Origin of the sequence: Aggregatilinea sp. (assembly GCF_036822615.1) — a bacterium.
Taxonomy (GTDB): Bacteria; Chloroflexota; Anaerolineae; order Aggregatilineales; family Aggregatilineaceae; genus Aggregatilinea.
Genome location: NZ_DAISHJ010000046.1, coordinates 18,231 through 34,780, shown reverse-complemented (window position 1 = coordinate 34,780; position 16,550 = coordinate 18,231). Strand labels below are relative to the sequence as shown.

General features: G+C 63.6%; 16 protein-coding genes. 11 read left to right on the top strand and 5 right to left on the bottom strand.

The features are described from left to right. Positions 1-288 (bottom strand): DUF4147 domain-containing protein (locus V7116_RS14180; RefSeq protein WP_324392592.1); only part of this gene is annotated, 288 nt, incomplete at its 3' end. A gap of 155 nt (positions 289-443) precedes the next feature. Continuing rightward, positions 444-1,613: a hybrid sensor histidine kinase/response regulator gene (locus V7116_RS14175; protein ID WP_324392591.1), complete on the bottom strand. Its 1,170-nt coding sequence runs from the start codon at positions 1,611-1,613 to the stop codon at positions 444-446. A 270-nt stretch (positions 1,614-1,883) separates the two neighbouring features. Between V7116_RS14175 and V7116_RS14170 the strand changes: the two genes are divergently transcribed. Genes V7116_RS14170 through V7116_RS14160 form a run of 3 tightly spaced genes read left to right on the top strand, consistent with a single transcriptional unit; the run spans position 1,884 to position 5,363 of the window. Then, the gene (locus V7116_RS14170; protein ID WP_324392590.1) at positions 1,884-2,210 is read left to right on the top strand and encodes a cyclic-di-AMP receptor; all 327 of its coding nucleotides are present in this window, start codon (positions 1,884-1,886) and stop codon (positions 2,208-2,210) included. Then, positions 2,207-2,479, top strand: a complete 273-nt coding sequence (locus V7116_RS14165) for a cyclic-di-AMP receptor (RefSeq protein WP_324392589.1) — start codon at positions 2,207-2,209, stop codon at positions 2,477-2,479. The genes V7116_RS14170 and V7116_RS14165 overlap by 4 nt, the downstream gene beginning before the upstream one ends. Positions 2,480-2,510: 31 nt before the next feature. After that, positions 2,511-5,363, top strand: a complete 2,853-nt coding sequence (locus tag V7116_RS14160) for a tetratricopeptide repeat protein (RefSeq protein WP_324392588.1) — start codon at positions 2,511-2,513, stop codon at positions 5,361-5,363. A gap of 111 nt (positions 5,364-5,474) precedes the next feature. Here the strand turns inward: V7116_RS14160 and V7116_RS14155 are convergent, their stop codons facing one another. Then, positions 5,475-7,484 carry an alpha/beta hydrolase family protein gene (locus V7116_RS14155; RefSeq protein ID WP_324392587.1) on the bottom strand — a complete coding sequence of 670 codons (2,010 nt, stop codon included), beginning with the start codon at positions 7,482-7,484 and terminating at the stop codon, positions 5,475-5,477. Between the two features lie 227 nt (positions 7,485-7,711). Here V7116_RS14155 and V7116_RS14150 point away from each other — a divergent pair, with 227 nt between their 5' ends. The 8 genes from V7116_RS14150 to V7116_RS14115 all read left to right on the top strand — a co-directional run bounded on the left by V7116_RS14150 (position 7,712) and on the right by V7116_RS14115 (position 15,487). Beyond that, the gene (locus V7116_RS14150) at positions 7,712-9,415 is read left to right on the top strand and encodes a fatty acyl-AMP ligase (protein ID WP_324392586.1); all 1,704 of its coding nucleotides are present in this window, start codon (positions 7,712-7,714) and stop codon (positions 9,413-9,415) included. 10 nt (positions 9,416-9,425) lie between these two features. After that, positions 9,426-9,563: a hypothetical protein gene (locus tag V7116_RS14145; RefSeq protein WP_324392585.1), complete on the top strand. Its 138-nt coding sequence runs from the start codon at positions 9,426-9,428 to the stop codon at positions 9,561-9,563. Positions 9,564-9,869: 306 nt separating this feature from the next. Continuing rightward, a complete protein-coding gene (gene hypA, locus V7116_RS14140; RefSeq protein WP_324392584.1) occupies positions 9,870-10,259 on the top strand; it encodes a hydrogenase maturation nickel metallochaperone HypA in 390 nt (129 codons plus the stop codon). Continuing rightward, positions 10,252-10,920 carry a hydrogenase nickel incorporation protein HypB gene (gene hypB / locus V7116_RS14135; RefSeq protein WP_324392583.1) on the top strand — a complete coding sequence of 223 codons (669 nt, stop codon included), beginning with the start codon at positions 10,252-10,254 and terminating at the stop codon, positions 10,918-10,920. The genes hypA and hypB overlap by 8 nt, the downstream gene beginning before the upstream one ends. A gap of 194 nt (positions 10,921-11,114) precedes the next feature. Continuing rightward, positions 11,115-13,442: a carbamoyltransferase HypF gene (gene hypF / locus V7116_RS14130; protein ID WP_324392582.1), complete on the top strand. Its 2,328-nt coding sequence runs from the start codon at positions 11,115-11,117 to the stop codon at positions 13,440-13,442. 15 nt (positions 13,443-13,457) lie between these two features. Further along, entirely contained in the window at positions 13,458-13,733 is a 276-nt protein-coding gene (locus V7116_RS14125) for a HypC/HybG/HupF family hydrogenase formation chaperone (RefSeq protein WP_324392581.1), read from the top strand. Then, positions 13,730-14,845, top strand: coding sequence for a hydrogenase formation protein HypD (gene hypD, locus V7116_RS14120; protein WP_324392580.1), 1,116 nt, complete (start codon positions 13,730-13,732; stop codon positions 14,843-14,845). The genes V7116_RS14125 and hypD overlap by 4 nt, the downstream gene beginning before the upstream one ends. A 252-nt stretch (positions 14,846-15,097) precedes the next feature. Then, positions 15,098-15,487, top strand: coding sequence for a phage holin family protein (locus V7116_RS14115; protein ID WP_324392579.1), 390 nt, complete (start codon positions 15,098-15,100; stop codon positions 15,485-15,487). On the opposite strand, the gene V7116_RS14110 is transcribed toward V7116_RS14115, so the two are convergent. Next, positions 15,477-16,052 (bottom strand): nucleoside-triphosphatase, encoded by a 576-nt coding sequence (locus V7116_RS14110; protein WP_324392578.1) that lies wholly within the window; start codon positions 16,050-16,052, stop codon positions 15,477-15,479. The genes V7116_RS14115 and V7116_RS14110 overlap by 11 nt on opposite strands. Continuing rightward, positions 16,049-16,444, bottom strand: a complete 396-nt coding sequence (locus tag V7116_RS14105) for a pyridoxamine 5'-phosphate oxidase family protein (protein ID WP_324392577.1) — start codon at positions 16,442-16,444, stop codon at positions 16,049-16,051. Before V7116_RS14105 ends, V7116_RS14110 begins: the two co-directional genes overlap by 4 nt. Positions 16,445-16,550 lie beyond the last annotated feature (106 nt).

Sequence of the window (16,550 nt, the reverse complement as noted above, 5' to 3'; positions counted from 1 at the left end):
GTAACCATACTTGACGATCACGTGCCCCCCGGCCAGCCGCTCGCCCAGCACGGACTCGGCGGCCTGGGCCATCGGCGCGCCCGCCTTGCCCGCGCCCACCACCCAGATCCGGTCGTACTGGCCCAGGTCGTAGCGCTGCCCGGCGATTTCCAATGCGTCCCCGTCCAGGCGCAGCACCCGGCGCACCGCCTCGAACGGATCGACCGCCGCCAGCGCCGCCGCCAGCACATCGAGCACTTGCGCCCGCCGCGTTTCGTCGTGGATATCCGGCTTCAAGAAACGAGCCATGAATGTGGCCTCCCCGCGTTTCGCGCTTCGCGCCGCCTATTGTAGCGTGAATGAGGGGAACGATGGGAGGGTTAAGTGAGCGGTTGGTACAAAAACAAAAAACCGCTTCAGGTTGCTGGAAGCGGCTTCTACTGTAATCGGAGATGCGGGGCCGGTTAGTATGGATCGGTAAAGTTGTCGTCGAACCCGTATAACGGCAGCGAAATCGTGACCTGCGTGCCGCGTCCTTCCCTCGAGCGCAGCACCAGCGAGCCGCCGTGCGCCCCGACAATACCCAGCGCCAGCGCCAGCCCGATCCCGACGCCCTGCTGTTCGTAGCGCTGGCGGTTGAATTGGTGGAACGGCTCGAAAACGCGATCCAGCTCCTCTTCGGGGATGCCCGGCCCCTGGTCCGTAATGGTGATCCAGACCATGTTCTCGGCCACCCACTGCGCGATCTGAATTTCGTCCTCCGGCTGGGAAAACGCGATCGCGTTCGAAATGACCTCGGCCAGCGCCTGCCGCAGCGACGCGAGATCGCCGCTGATCATCACGCCGGGGTCCAGCTCCTCGAACCGGACCGCAATGTCGCGCCGCCGGTAATTGAACTGCCGCGCCCGATCGATCGCGCCAATCACCGCGTCACGCACGTAACCGGGCCGGACCGCCTGATTGATCGAGTCCAACAGCGCGCCGGATTGAAGCTGCACATAGAGCACCATCTGCTCGACCAGCCGCGACAGGCGGCTACTCCCGCTCTGCATCGTGTCCACCATGTCGTCAAGCTGCACCGCGCCCATTTTGCCCAGCTCGCGTGACAGGATATCCGTCACCATGCTGATCGAAACGAGCGGCGTGCGCAGCTCGTGTGCCACCATCAGCGCCAGCTCGCGCTTGGCCGCGCTGAGGGATTCCTGCTGGCTCTGGATGCGCTCCAACAGTTCTGCGCGGCGCTTCAGCTTGCCGCGAATAATCATGATCAGCCGTTCCTGGTCCAGCGGCTTGACGAGATAATCGTCCGCCCCCAGCGCATACCCGCGCCGCAGATCATCAAGCTGGTCGCGCGCGGTCAGGAATAGAAAGGGAATATCCACCCACTCGGGACGCTGCCGGATCATCTCGAACAGCTCGAACCCATCCATGTGCGGCATTGCGACGTCGCTGATGATGAGGTCCGGCAGCGCGGAGGCGGTTTCCATGAGCCGCAACGCCTCGCTGCCATCGGATGCCAGCAGGGTCTTAAACCCTTCCATACGCAGCAAACGCTCCACGCTGCGCAGAAGAGCGGCATTGTCATCAACGAACAATATAGTCGCAGTCCGGTCGTCTGTGGGCCTGTTGATCATTCGGCGTTCACCCGTTGTTGCTGCAAGCATGCCTATATCTCACTCTAGTATACTTGACTGCGATATATGACGATATGCTTACCATGATACCGGTTGACAATTAAGATAAAATTAAAAGTAAATAGGAAAAGCATTTTAAAGTTCAGGAAAGCACAAATAGTTTCTCAATTGTTCTCCGCAAGTCTGGCAGATTCGGATGAAGATCGTCATTGCTGGCAGACCCTGTTTTGTGCTACACTGCCGGTGAGAAGTCCCACCACGGAGGACTTAATGAAACTAATCGTCGCCATCGTCCAGGATCAGGACGCTGAACGTACAATTAAAGCGCTGACTGACGCAGGCTACCGCATTACACGTGTGGCGAGCACGGGCGGTTTTTTTAGCGTAGGCAATACCACACTGCTCGCCGGGGTCGAAGATCACCGGGTCGGCGCGGTGTTGGGCGTGCTCAAGGAGACGTGCGAGCGCCGGACCCGCCTCATTCCGGCGGGGCCGAACATCGTGGAATCCGCCGCGATGATGGGCGCGTTTGTCGAAGTTGAAGTCGGCGGCGCGACGGTATTTGTCCTAAGCGTGGAGCGATTCGAGCAGATATGACGACAAAACTGATTCTTGCCATTCTGCGAGGCGACAGCGAAGAACGCATACGCCCCCGCCTCCTGGACGCCGGACTGCGCGTCACCGAGTTGAGCAGCACGGGTGGATTCTTGCGCAAAGGCAGCACCACCGTGCTCATTGGCGTCGAAGAGGACCAGCTCGAAGCGGCGCTGGACATTTTCCGCGAAACCGTGCCCACGCCGGAAGGCGAGGCCGACCACAACGCGACCATCTTCATTCTCAACGCGGAACAATTCACGCATTTCTAGCCGCCCCGGTGTTGGCCCGCGGGAGCGCAGCATGAGCCGCCCGCTCTCTATCTTCGTCAGCTCGACCCGTGAGGATCTGCGCGATCACCGTACAGCAGTCCGTGACACCCTGCGTGGCCTCGGCCAGTTTCCCCTCATGATGGAGCACTTCCCCGCGCAAGACACGGCGGCAGTGCACGCCTGCCAGCGCTACGTATCTGAGGCCGATCTGTTCATCGGCATTTACGCGCACCGTTACGGCTGGGTCCCGACTCCTACGCAAGGCGGCAGCGGCGATCGCTCGATCACCGCGCTCGAATTCGACTGGGCCACAGCGCGCGGCATCCCCCGGCTGTGTTTCATCGTGGGCGACGACCACGCGTGGCCGCCGGAATCCGTCGAAGGCGAACCGGGCCGATCCGCCCTGGCGCGGTTCAAAGCGCAGGTCAAAGACACGTTGATCGTCCGGTTTTTCACCACGCCCGACGATCTCGCGGGTAAGGTCCGGCACGCCCTGTTCGAGCACGTGCGCGGCCTCGCGGATCAGTCCGCCGCGCTCGACGGCTGGCACACGCCAGCCGCGCCCCTGCCCGCCCATACTTTCGTCGGACGCACGGAGGATCTGCAAACCATCCGTGACCTGCTGATCGACGGCAGCGCGCCGGTGGTTCTCAGCGGCGTCGGCGGCATCGGCAAAACCACCCTCGCCCACCACCTCACGCGCACGCTCCGCGATCAGTTTCCCGGCGGTGTCTTGTGGACCTCGCTCGGTCCAGAGGCGCGCCGCGCCCCCGCCGTGACGCCCGGCATTCTGCGCGCCTGGGCGCAGGCACACCCGCAGGGCCGCGCGCTCGATCCCGCCGATCTCACGCCCGATACTCTGCGCGGGCTGCTCTCCCACGCGCCGGGACGCCTGCTCGCCGTGCTGGACGATGCGTGGTTTCCGGGCCCGGTCCGCGAGCTGCTCAAGGCGCTGCCGGATGGCACGGCCTGTCTGGTGACGACCCGCGCCGCGCAGGTCGCCGCGCTGGGACGTCCGTACACGCTGCCGCCTTTGAATGCGGATGATGGCGCGGCCCTGCTCCTCGACCGGCTGGACGCCGCCGGGTTGGCCCCCGTGCAGGACGCCGATCCGCTGCGGGCGATTGCGCGGCAGCTTGGCGGGCACGCCCTCGCCCTCGACTTGGCCGCACGCCAGATCGCCGCCCACGGCATCGCATTCGCGCCGCGCCTCGTGCGCCGCCTGCACAAGTACCTCGACGGCGCGACGCCGTTTCACGCGCTGGATCTCGGCCAGAACGCCCCGCGCGACGACAGCCTCGAAGCGACCCTGTACCTGAGCTACGCCCCGCTCGATCCTGCCGCGCAGGCCGCGTTCCGCGCGTTGGGCGCGCTTGCGCCGGACACGTCATTTTCGGAGCGCACAGCCTTCGCGCTGTGGGGCGTAGAGCCAGACGACGACGATGCGCAGGAAAATGCCGAGGACACGCTCGCGACGCTGGTCCGTGCCGGGCTGCTCGCCTACGAGCCGGACACCGGGCGCTTCCGCCAACACCTGCTGCTGCACGCGTACGCCCGCGCGCTTGCCCTGCGCGCGTCGGAGCACGATCCCGCCCTGGGGCGCTATACGTGGCACGTCATCCGCGACATTGCGTCGCAGTTCGACACGCTGCCCATGGAACAGTGGGATGCAGTCATCGGCCCGGATCTGCCACACGTGCACCACGTCGGGAATGCGCTGGCGGGTTATTTGCAGGCCATCGTGTTTGGCCCCGTGCCGCTGGAATCCCTCGCGCAGCCCGATCCCCCCGACGATCTGCTGGAGATCGAAACCGGCAATCGCATGGCCCAGGCCCTGCTCGAACGCGGCGAGGCGTTTGCAGAAGCGGTCAAAACTTACATTTTCCGCCGCCGTGTAGGAGAAGAAGGCTTGCACTGGCTGCACATGGGGCTGGCCAGCGCACGCCTGGAAGAGCATCGGAAGATTGAAGGCACCCTTCTGAGCGAAGTCGGGATATGGCATCACCAGCATGGGAACCCTACTGTCTCACTCGCTTATCTCAATCACAGTCTGTCCATTCTACAAACCATTGCCGACCGGCCCGGAGAAGGCGCAACGCTCAACCGCATCGCGCGCGTCTATATCCGCACCGGGCAGCAGCAAGCAGCCCTCGATCTCTACTTGCAGGCTCTGGAAATCCGTCGTGAAGAAGGCGATCGAGCGGGGGAAGCGCAATCACTCAACAATATCGCGTTTGCGTATGACAAGCTCGGCCAACCCCAGCGCGCGCTTGAACTCTACCAGCAGGCATTGGCCATCCGTCGTGAAGTAAACGATCGATTTGGGGAAGGCGTAACACTCAATAATATTGCGTTTATGCATGACAAACTCAATCAACATGCCTATGCGCTGGAACTCTTCCAACAAGCCCTTGCCATTCATCAAGAAGTAGGGGATCGGGCTGGCGAAAGTCGTACTCTCAACAATATTGCCCGTGTATATAACCACTTCGGCGACTATGAGCGCGCGCTGACTTTCTCTGAACAAGCAATCGCTATCTGCCGCGAGGTGAGCGACAAGTCCGTAGAAGCCAGCACGCTCAACAATATGGGAAATTCATACCGCGAGTTAGGTCGACACGAGCAAGCCCTCGACAGTTACACCCGGGCGCTGTGCCTTGCTCAGCAAATTCACGATCGCCCCAAAGAAGCCACCAACTGCGAACACCTTGCGCTCTTACTGAGTGCTTTAGGCCGCACGGCTGACGCAGTTTCGCACATGGAACGGTGTGTGACCATTCGGGAAGAAATCAATCACCCCGATCTCGAAGATGCCTGCGCCTTCCTCGAAAAACTCCGCCGCCGCCTGAACGACGCCCCGCCCAGCGCCCCGCCCGCCAGATAAAAAAAGGACAAGGCCCGCAGCCCTGTCCCTGAACACACATTTCACGATACCCGCTCTTTCCCCCTCTCCAACTCAGATTGGAAGGTAATACAGGGGGTAAGGTCGCGTTTATCAGTCGCTGCCCGCAGCCTGACGCGGCAACACATCCTCGCGCGGCGCCCACAGCAGGACGCTCGTATCCGGCTCCTCGGCCAGCCAGCGGTCGAACCAGTTCTTCGCCACCGTGCGCACGTAGCGATCGCCCTTGTCGTGCTCCATGAAGCGTGTCCGGTCGGGAATCCCGAACGTCTCATACGTCGGGCGTGCGGCGTCCCAGGCTTCGCGCGCCATGCGTGTCGTATCGCGCCCGCGCGGATATACGAACAGCGCCGGGCGAGGCGCCACCGCCCGCGCCACGTCCGAAAATTGGACGAAGCGCCGCAGGTTCGGCACGAAGTCGCAGCCGTGGCCCAGCACGTGCAGCAGATCGATGTCGCCACCGAGGTAGTTTTCGATCACGCACGCGCGCGCGCGTTCGTCCAGCGCAGCGGTATACAGCGCCAGCCCGCCGCCCAGCCCCAGCCCCGTCACGCCCAGGTGATCGGGCAGCACGTCGTCGCGCGTTTGCAGATAGTCCAGTGCGCGCAGCCCATCTTCGATCGTCATGCCGAGCCACGTCCGCCCGACCAGCCGAGCGATGTTGTCCAGCGCGACGTGATCCGCCCGCGACAGCTCGCCAAACCCGCGCTCCTCGATCGTCAGGGTGATGTACCCCGCCTGCGCAAAGGCCAGCGCATTCGCGCGCTGCAAACTGTATTCCAGGCCGGCGGTCTGCTGGATGGTGCCGTGTCCCGGGTAGACCAGCAGCGCAGGCGCGGGCTTCTTGAGATCCGCCGGACGCATCAAGTACCCCGGCAGTCGCAGCCCGTCCGCCGCAACCAACACGATCCGCGACCGTTCGACACCGCTGATCAGCGCCCGATCCAAAACCTCCACGTCAACTTGCTTGGCGGGAATATACGACGCCCCCAACAGCTCCCACAGCTTGCCGCGCACCTCGCCCCGCCACCAGCGCCATTCGTCGCCACGCTGCCCAGCATAGCGCAGCTCTGGGTTGAATGCCTGAACCTGCGCCAGCAGCTTGCCCAGCGGATCGTTTTCCGTGACGGGCAGCTGGGGCGCGGGTTCCGGTTCACGTTCCGGCACGGGCCGCAGACTGTGCATCAGCCCCGCCACCGACCGCCCTACCGACTGTACCATGCGTTCCATCGTGCCGGGACGCTGCTGCGTCTCGACCAACTGCGACACGGCGTCCCGCAGCGAGACGTTGTGCCCGTACCGCTCGGAAAGTTCGCGCCGGTTGCGCGACACCCACACGTACAGGTCGGCTTCGGTACGCCCTGGGAACAGGTCCAGCACGCCCGACTCGCGGATCACGTCCACCGCCAGTGTATACACCATGTCGTACCACGCGGCTGCGGCGTGCTCGAAACTGCGTTTTTCGCCGTCGATGCGCTCCAGGTTGCGCCGGTACAGTTCGATTTCCGTTTCCAACGCGGGATACGTGTCCGGCTCGGTGAGAATGATCTCCTGCTCCGGGCGAGTCACGTCCAGCCGCGTGCGGTCCAGAAACGCGCGATATTCCGCCTTGACGATCAGCTCATCGACGTTCGTTTCGGGCCGGATGCCGCCGACGGGCGTTTCGTACTCCCAGACGTACGCCTCAATCGAGGTCGCGCCGAACTGCCGCGCCACCGACACGCGGTGATTGCCGTCCTTGACGAAATACGCGTCGCCCACCTTGTACAGCTCAATGGGCGGCAGCCCCTCGCTAAACTGCATCTCGGCCACGCGCCGCCAGCGCCAGCTGTCGTCCTCGATCAGCGGCAGAAACGTGCGGGTGAAGTCGTTATAACGGCCCACGCTGCCCACGATTTGATCCAGTGGGACCTGATGCAAGCCGCGATAGTTGCTTTGGGTCAGGCGCAGCTTATCCTGCACCTCTTCAAACGACAGCAAACCTGCCGGACGCTTTGCAAAGCCAAGCGTGCTCGACAGCCGCTCGTAAAACGCGCGCCGCCGGGCGTTATTCCACTTCTCGCGGGCTTCTGACTGCGCCGCATAATTCGATTCGTCGTTCATCTCCTGCGATCCTCACTGCGGGCTACCACGCATACCAAAATCGGGTTTAGGTCAGTAAACCGTAATGCCTACAAAAATGATGACCCTGTTTCCGCCCGCCTGAATGGATGGTTCATTCATCAGAACCGGGTATAATTCCCATTTCCCGGGGCCTTCCCCACGCTGAATGTGGCATCCATTCCATACTCTCTATTATGGGCACTTTAGCCAGTTTGGAAACTCACAACATGCTTCCAATTCGCCTTGACCACCGTCCCGCCACTCTGATCGACTGCGCGCGGGAGTTAACACAGCAGTCCGGCGATCATACTGCGGTTACGCTAATTACGCCTGACGGGACCTCTACTCTGACCTACCGCGCCTTCTTTGATCAGGCTGCACGGTATGCACATGCGCTCGAAAACGCGGGGGTCGGCCCGCAGGATCTGGTCGTGCTGGTGCTCCAGCATGGCGTGGACGTGCTGCACGCCTTCTGGGGCGCGATGCTGCTCGGCGCGATCCCGTCAATCTTCCCGTTCCTGACGCCCAAGCTCGATCCCGACCGCTACTACGAGAGCGTGCGCGCCCTCGTCGAGCTGTCCGAAGTCAAGGCGGTCGTCACGTTCCCGGATCAGCAGCCCGCGCTCGAAGCGCACCTGGGCGGCATCCCGACGCTGGGCGCGATCCTCAACGTGGCCGATCTGGATCCTGCCGGGTCGATCGACGATTTTATGGATCGCACGCCCGCCAGTCCCGACGACACGGCGTTTTTGCAGCACTCGTCGGGCAGCACCGGCCTGCAAAAAGGCGTCATGCTCTCGCACCGGTCCGTGCTCAATCAGGTGGCCGCCTACAGCGCCGCGATCCAGCTCGCGCCGGATGATGTGATCGCCAGTTGGCTGCCCCTCTACCATGATATGGGCCTGATCGCCGGATTTGTCACCCCAATTGTTCAGGGGATCCCGCTGGTGTTGATGTCGCCCTTCCACTGGGTGCGCGAACCGGCCATTCTGCTGCACGCCATCCAGCAGCACCGCGCGACGCTGTGCTGGCTGCCGAATTTCGCCTACAGCTTCCTGGCGACGCGCGTGCGCCCGTCCGCGCTCGAAGGGCTGGACCTGTCCAGCCTGCGCGCCGTGATCAACTGCTCGGAGCCGGTCCGCGCCGACAGTCACCGCGCCTTCACCGAGCGCTACACGGACTACGGTTTGCGCCCTAAGGCGCTGGCCACCTGTTACGCGATGGCCGAAAACACCTTCGCCGTGACGCAAAGCACCGTCGGCAAGCCGCCCCATGTAGACGTTGTGGATCGTGACACGCTCATGACCGCCCGCATCGCTCGCCCTGCTGATTCACAACACCCGGCGGTCGAAATGGTGTCGTGCGGCGTGCCGATCCCCAATACAACGCTGCGCGTGGTGGATGCCGAACGCCGCGACCTGCCCGACCGTCACGTGGGCGAGATCGCGCTGCGCAGCGACTGTATGCTCTCCGGCTACTATCACCGCCCCGACGCGACCGGGCAGGCCATCGCGGACGGCTGGTACTTTACCGGAGACCTCGGCTACATCGCGGACGGCGAGCTGTACATCACCGGGCGCCAGAAAGATCTGATCATCAACAGCGGCAAGAACATCTATCCGCAGGACATCGAAAACGCTCTGAACGACATTTCCGGCATCCATCCGGGCCGCGTCGTCGCGTTCGGCGTACCCAACGATCAGCTCGGTACGGAAGACATCGCGGTTGTGTGCGAAGTCGAAACCGAGGACATCGAGCAGCAGGCGCAGATCGGGCGCGAGATCCGCGCGCGCATCGTGCAAACCGCCGACGTCATGGCCCGCTACGTGCATCTCGTCGGCCCCAAGTGGCTGCTGAAGACGTCCAGCGGCAAGGTCGCCCGCGCCGCCAACCGCCAGAAGTTCCTCGACGAGATCGCCAGTGAAGGATGAGGGTGCCGCCATGCCCACCTGGAAAACGCTGCTCTACCGCCTGTTCAGCCGCGAAAACCTGTTCGCGCTCGGCCTGTGCCTGATCGTGATCTTGCTCGTGATCGTCACCGCCGACGCCTCACCCCAATGGATTTACCAGGGCTTCTAGCACGACCCATTACCACGCATCGTAGGGGCGGGGCTTGCTCCGCCCATTTTTGGTTTTGATTTTTCTTTTGCTCTTGCTAATCGCTAACAGCCAATCGCTGCTCCTTGCTGCCCCACTCTACCAGCCTGCCTTTAACGCGCCGTGATCGATGTGTTAAGCCGGGTTAACGTCCCGCCCCGCCGTTCCGTGAAATAAATCACAACGACACATCAGGGAGTGACTTTCATCACCTGAAATCAGCCCCGGACTGTGCTACAGTATGCCCGTAATGGTGATAAGCATCATTGATATGAGAAGAAGTTTGCCATGCACGAAATGGGCATCACCCAAAGCCTGCTCAATATCGCCCTCGACCATGCCCAACGCGCCAACGCGACGCGCATCAACGGCCTGACTATCGTCGTGGGCGAGCTGTCGAGCGTCGTGGACGACTCCGTCCAGTTTTATTGGGACTTCATCAGTCAGGGCACCATCGCGGAAAAAGCGACGCTTAACTTCAAGCGCATTCCCGCCGCCGCGCGCTGCACGGACTGCGGGCACACCGCGCCTCTGGACCGCGAGACGTACGCCTGCCCGGCGTGTGGCAGTGGCAGTCTGGCGATCGTCGCGGGCGAAGAATTCTTTTTGGAAAGTATCGACGTAGACCTGGCCGCCAGCAGTCCGGCCCCTGAGCAGAAGGAAACCAGCCATGCCTGAGATCGAAGTCGTCGAAGATATTATGAGCGTGAACGACCGCCTGGCGGCGCAGATGCAGAGCCAGATGAACGCGGCAGGCGTCCTGAGCCTGAACATTATGGCCTCCCCCGGCGGCGGAAAAACCAGCATCACGCGGCGCACCATCGAAGCGCTGAAAGATGATCTCCGCATTGGCTACATGGACGGCGACGTGGTCGAGATCGACGCACAGCACATCGCCAAGTTGGGCGTACCGACCACGCTGATCAATACCGGCGGCGACTGCCATCTGGACGCGAACAAGGTCAGCCTTGCCCTGCCCCGCATGGATCTCAGCGCTCTCGATCTGCTGGTGATCGAAAACGTGGGCAACCTGATCTGCCCCGCCGCCTGGAAGATCGGCGCGCACGTTAACGTGGTGATCGCCAGCGTGCCCGAAGGCTCCGACAAGCCGTACAAGTACCCGGCGATGTTTCGCGGCGCGCACGTCCTGATCCTGAACAAGATCGACCTGCTGCCCTATATCGACTTCGATCTGGACTATTTCCGTCACGGCGTCGAGGTGCTCAACCCCGGCGTGGAGTTCTTCCCGGTGTCCGCCAAGACGGGTGAAGGTTTCGACGTCTGGATCGATTGGCTCTGCGCTCAGGTCGAAACGAAAAAAGCAGCGGTTAGCAGCTAGCTTTGAGCGCACGATTTTCCCGTAGGGGCAATTCATGAATTGCCCCTACAAAACCCGCCGTACTTTCGCTTGTCTCCCCTCTTCGACTTGATTGGAGAGGGACCGGGGGTGAGGTTTCTGCAACATCCGCCCCACCCCACAATTACGTTGAGTATGCCCGCCCCAATCACGGGCGCGAACCGAGGGTGAGGTGCATGTCCGACATCGCCGCCTACCGCATCCACGTTACCGGCATCGTGCAGGGAGTCGGGTTCCGCCCGTTCATCTATGGGCTGGCCCAGCGCCACGCGCTGCTCGGCTGGGTGCGCAACACCTCGGCGGGCGTGGACATCGAGGTCAGCGGCCCGCCCGCCGCGCTCGACGCGTTCGCCCACGCGATCACGGCGGAAGCCCCGCCCCTTGCCCGCATCGAGCAGGTTACGGTGGCGTCCATTCTCCCGAATGGCTACACGAAATTCGAGATTCTGCACAGCGCCGCGTTGGAAGGCGCGTACCAGCCGATCTCGCCCGACATGTGCATCTGCGACGACTGCCTGCGCGAGATCTTCGACCCGGCGAACCGCCGCTATCGCTACGCCTTCACCAACTGCACTAACTGCGGCCCGCGCTTCACGATCATTCAGGACATCCCCTACGACCGGCCCAAAACCACGATGGCCCCGTTCGAGATGTGCCCGGCCTGCCGCGCTGAGTATGAAGATCCGCTCAACCGCCGCTTCCACGCCCAGCCCAACGCCTGCCCCGACTGCGGCCCGCAGTTGGAGCTGGTCCCCGCGCCGGGCCGCGACGCCCTACCCGGCTGGGACGCGCTGCCTTCGGACGAGATCGCGGCAGCCCGCGCGCTGCTCTCCGCCGGGCATATCGTGGCGATCAAGGGTCTCGGCGGCTTCCATCTCGCCTGCGACGCGACCAACCCGGACGCGGTGCGCACCCTGCGCCAGCGCAAGGGCCGCGCCGCAAAACCTTTCGCCGTCATGCTGTTCGATCTGCCCGCTGTCGAGCGCTATTGCGAGGTCAGCCCCGCCGCAGCGGAGGCGCTCACCTCCCGCGAGCGCCCGATCGTGCTGCTGCCGCTCAAACCCGGCACGGATCTGGCGGCGGAAGTCGCGCCGGAACTGTCCGAACTCGGCGTGATGCTGCCCTACACGCCGCTGCATTACCTGCTGCTCGAACCGTCGCCCGATTTTCCGCCCGCGCTGGTCATGACCAGCGGCAACTTCAGCGAGGAACCCATCGCCACGCGCAGCGACGAAGCCCTGGATCGTCTCGCGCCGCTGGCGGACGCTTTCCTGCTGCACGACCGCGCGATTCACATCCGCTGCGACGATTCCGTGGTGCGCGTCCTGGACGATCAGATCCTGCCGCTGCGCCGCTCGCGGGGTTACGCGCCCAGCCCGCTGTCGCTGCCGTTCGAGTCGATCCCGCTGCTGGCGGCGGGCGCGGAGATGAAAAACACGTTCTGCCTCACCCGCGATCGCAGCGCCTTCATGAGCCAGCACATCGGCGATCTGGCGAATTACGACGCGCTGCGTTCCTACAAGCACAGCGTCGAACACATGGAGCGCCTGTTCCGCGTCCAGCCGCAGATCATCGCGCACGACGCCCACCCCGACTACCGCGCGACCCGCTACGCGATCCAGCGCGCCGAGCGCGACGGTCTGCCGCACATCGCCGTGCAGCACCATCACGCGCACCTTGCCAGCGTACTCGCGGAACACGGCCTGCCGCCCGGCGAGCAGGCCATTGGCGTGATCTTCGACGGGACCGGCCTGGGTCTGGACGGCGCGATTTGGGGCGGCGAGATTCTGATCGGCGGTTACGAGGGTTACCAGCGCTTCGCGCACCTGCGTTATATTCCGCTGCCCGGCGGCGACGCGGCCACGCTGCGCCCCTACCGCGCGGCTCTGGCGCACCTGTGGGCGGCGGACCTCGCCTGGGATGCAGATCTCGCGCCCGCCGCAGCAGCCACCGCCCAGGAGCAGACCATCCTGCGCCAACAGATCGAGAAGCGTCTCAACGCGCCGGATACGTCCAGCATGGGTCGCCTGTTCGACGCTGCGGCGGCGCTGGCCGGCCTGCTGCAAACCGTCACCTACGAGGCCCAGGCCGCGATCTGGTTCGAGGCGCGCGTCGATCCTGATGAAATAGGCGCTTATCCGTTTGAATTACACGATTCCGGCGGCGATTCGACTGCCCAGATCGATCCCGCCCCGGCTCTGCGCGGCCTGATCGCAGACATGCGCGCGAGTCGGCCCGTGTCCACCATCGCTGCTCGCTTCCATAACGGCGTCGCGGGCATGGTCCGTGACGCCTGCGAACTCGCCCGCGAACGCACCGCACTGGACGCGGTCGCGCTGAGCGGCGGCGTCTGGCAAAATGTCACCCTGCTGCAAAAAACGGTTCCGCTGCTGCGCGCCGCCGGATTCACCGTTTACACACATCGTCTCGTCCCGCCCAACGATGGCGGGCTGGCGCTCGGTCAGGCGGCCATCGCCGCCCGCGCTGCCGCAAACGATCTTTAATGAGGAGACAATAAAATGTGTCTTGGCATCCCCGGCAAAATTATTGAGGTTTACGAGCAGAACAACCTGCGCATGGGCAAGGTCGATTTCGGCGGCGTGATCAAAGAAGCCTGCCTCGCCTATGTGCCGGAAGCGCAGGTCGGCGACTATACGATCATCCACGTCGGCTTCGCGCTGAACGTGATCGATGAGGTCGAGGCGCAAAAAACGCTTGAGCTGCTGGTCGAGGTCGGCATTCTGGACGAGGAACTCGGCGGATCACCCGGCGCAGATGAGGATGCGGCGCGATGAAGCACGTCACGGAATACCGCGACGCGCGGCGCGTACGCGAAGTCCTCGACGAGATCCACCGCATCACGACGCGCCCCTGGCGGCTGATGGAGGTCTGCGGCGGGCAGACTCACTCGATCATCCGCCACGGCATCGACCAGCTTCTGCCGCCCGGCATCGACATGATCCACGGCCCCGGCTGCCCGGTGTGCGTGACGCCCCAGGCAATCATCGATCAGGCCATCGCCATCGCCGCCATGCCGGACACGATCATGGTCTCGTTTGGCGATATGCTGCGCGTGCCCGGCTCTCACCGCGACCTGTTCCAGGTCAAGGCGGAAGGCGGCGACGTGCGCGTGGTGTACTCCCCGCTGGAATGCCTGAAGATCGCGCAGGAGAACCCGGGCAAGGAAGTCGTGTTCTTCGGCGTCGGCTTCGAGACGACCGCCCCCGCCAACGCGATGGCCGTCTTCCAGGCCAAACAGCAGGGCATCCCCAATTTTTCGATGCTCGTGTCGCACGTCCGCGTGCCGCCCGTGCTGGACGCGCTGATGAGCGCGCCGGAAGTCCAGGTCCAGGGCTTCCTGCTGGCCGGGCACGTCTGCGCCGTGATGGGCACCTGGGAATATCCGCCGCTGGTAGAGAAATACCGCGTGCCGATGGTCGTCACCGGCTTCGAGCCGTTGGACGTCACGCGCGGGATCTACATGGCCGTGCGCCAGCTTGAGCAGGGCCGCGCCGAAGTCGAAAACGCCTACGAGCGCGTCGTCGTGCCGCAGGGCAACGCGCCTGCGATGGCGATCATCAACGAAGTGTTCGAGACGTGCGACCGCGAATGGCGCGGCATCGGCAGCATTCCCGGCAGCGGCTGGCAGCTCAAGCCCACCTACGCCGCATACGACGCCGCCAAACGCTTCCCGCTTGGCCATGTGCAGACGATCGAGTCGAACCTGTGCCACGCCGGGGACGTGCTCAAGGGCGTGCTAAAGCCCAACGAGTGTCCGGCCTTCGGCAAGGAATGCACGCCGCGTCGCCCGCTCGGTGCGCCGATGGTCTCATCCGAAGGCGCGTGCGCCGCGTATTACAACTTTGGCCGCTTCGAGGCCGCCCCAAGCCTGGACACGGCCTCCTAACGTAAAAACGGGCGGAGCAAGCTCCGCCCCTACACGAATCACTGTTTTATCGTAGGGGCAGGTTTGTAACCTGCCCTGCCTCTATTTTTGCTATTCCCTAACCCCTACTCCCTATTCCCTGCGTTTCCCCTCTAGTTACGTCAGCCAGCGCACCCGGTTTGTGCTAAAGATCGTATATGAGATCAGCGCCGCAGATCCGGTAACCGGCGCGGCGCTGCACCTTGACGTGCTCACTTGAGGAGGGGGTTCCCCATGCGTGACTTTTTCATTCGCCTGATCGTCAACGCGATGGCGCTTGCCGCCACCGCCTACATTCTGCCCGGCATTCACATCGACATGGGCCTCGGCTCGCTGCTGCTGGTCGCGTTCGTCTTCGGCATCGTAAACGCGATCGTCAAACCGGTGATCACCATCCTGAGCTGCCCGCTGATCATCGTGACCCTGGGCTTGTTTTACCTCGTGGTCAACGGCCTGATGCTGCTCATCACCGACGAACTGGCAGGCGGCAGGTTCGACGTGGACGGCTTGTTGTGGGCGGTTCTCGGCGGACTCGTGTTCGGCATCATCGGCTCGATCCTCGAATCGGCGCTCGGACTCAACGACAAGGACGACGAGAAAGAAACGGTCATCATCAACCGCTGATCCACGCTTCCAATGCGGCACTGAGTGCCTGCCGGGTCGCCTCGTTGATCTCTACCACGGGCGATCCGGCGGGCAGATCGAGCCGCTGCCGCGCCGCGTCGATCAGTTCGGGCCGGACGACCACCAGCGACAGGCCCCGATCTGCGCTGCGCCGTGCCCCAATCAGCGGAATCACGCTCGCCCAGCCTTCCCCGCGCACCAGTTCCAGCGGCCCCAGCTCATCCACAAAGTAGACATCCGCGTCCTGCCCCGCCCGCGCGAACCGCAGCCCGGCATCCAGCGCGGCGGGATCGAACGTGTAATGCCCGGTGCGCACCGCGCCTTCCCCGCCGACCGTCGCCAGCGATACACGCTCGCCCGTCGCCACGTCGAGCAGATCGATCCCCACCTTTTCGCCGTTGTGCGATCGCTCCGGCGAGAGAAATCCGCCGACCGTCAGTCCCGCCCCCAGGGCTGCCTCGCGCAGACGCAGCAGCAGGGTCGTTTTGCCCGCCCGCCGCCATCCGCTGATCAGCAGCACGCCGCGCGGGGCTGACGGCAGCATGATCGGATCGCCGCCGTTCATGCTGTTTTGAACACCTGCTGGGGCTTGAGCCGCACCAGGATGATGTCCAGGTCGGCCCAGTCGGCCACGTCCGCCTCGGCTTTTTCCGGCGGCTCGTAGTGGTGGCACAGCGCCCGTACCCAGCGATCGTCGGGATCTTCTTCCAGGCTGAACTCCCCCTTGACCAGATACCCGCCGCCGTCGCCCTCATCCCCGCCGATCGACAGCGATCCTTTCGGGTTGACCTGGATATGCCCCACTTTGCGCGTGCTGCGCACCGCGATCACCACCAGATCGTCCCCGTCCAGCTTGAACCACACCGGCACGGTATGCGGGAAACCGTCCGGGTCCACCGTGCTCATCCGCGCGATCAACGGCTTCTGCAAAAACGCGCGGCATGCCTCGTCAAACATTGCTCGCTCCTCCATGATCCGTGCCCGCCGCCGGGCGTTTTCACCGGCAGCAGCATCAAGTGTATCCAGTTTCCCAGGCGGGCGTTAGCCCATATCAGAATCGCAA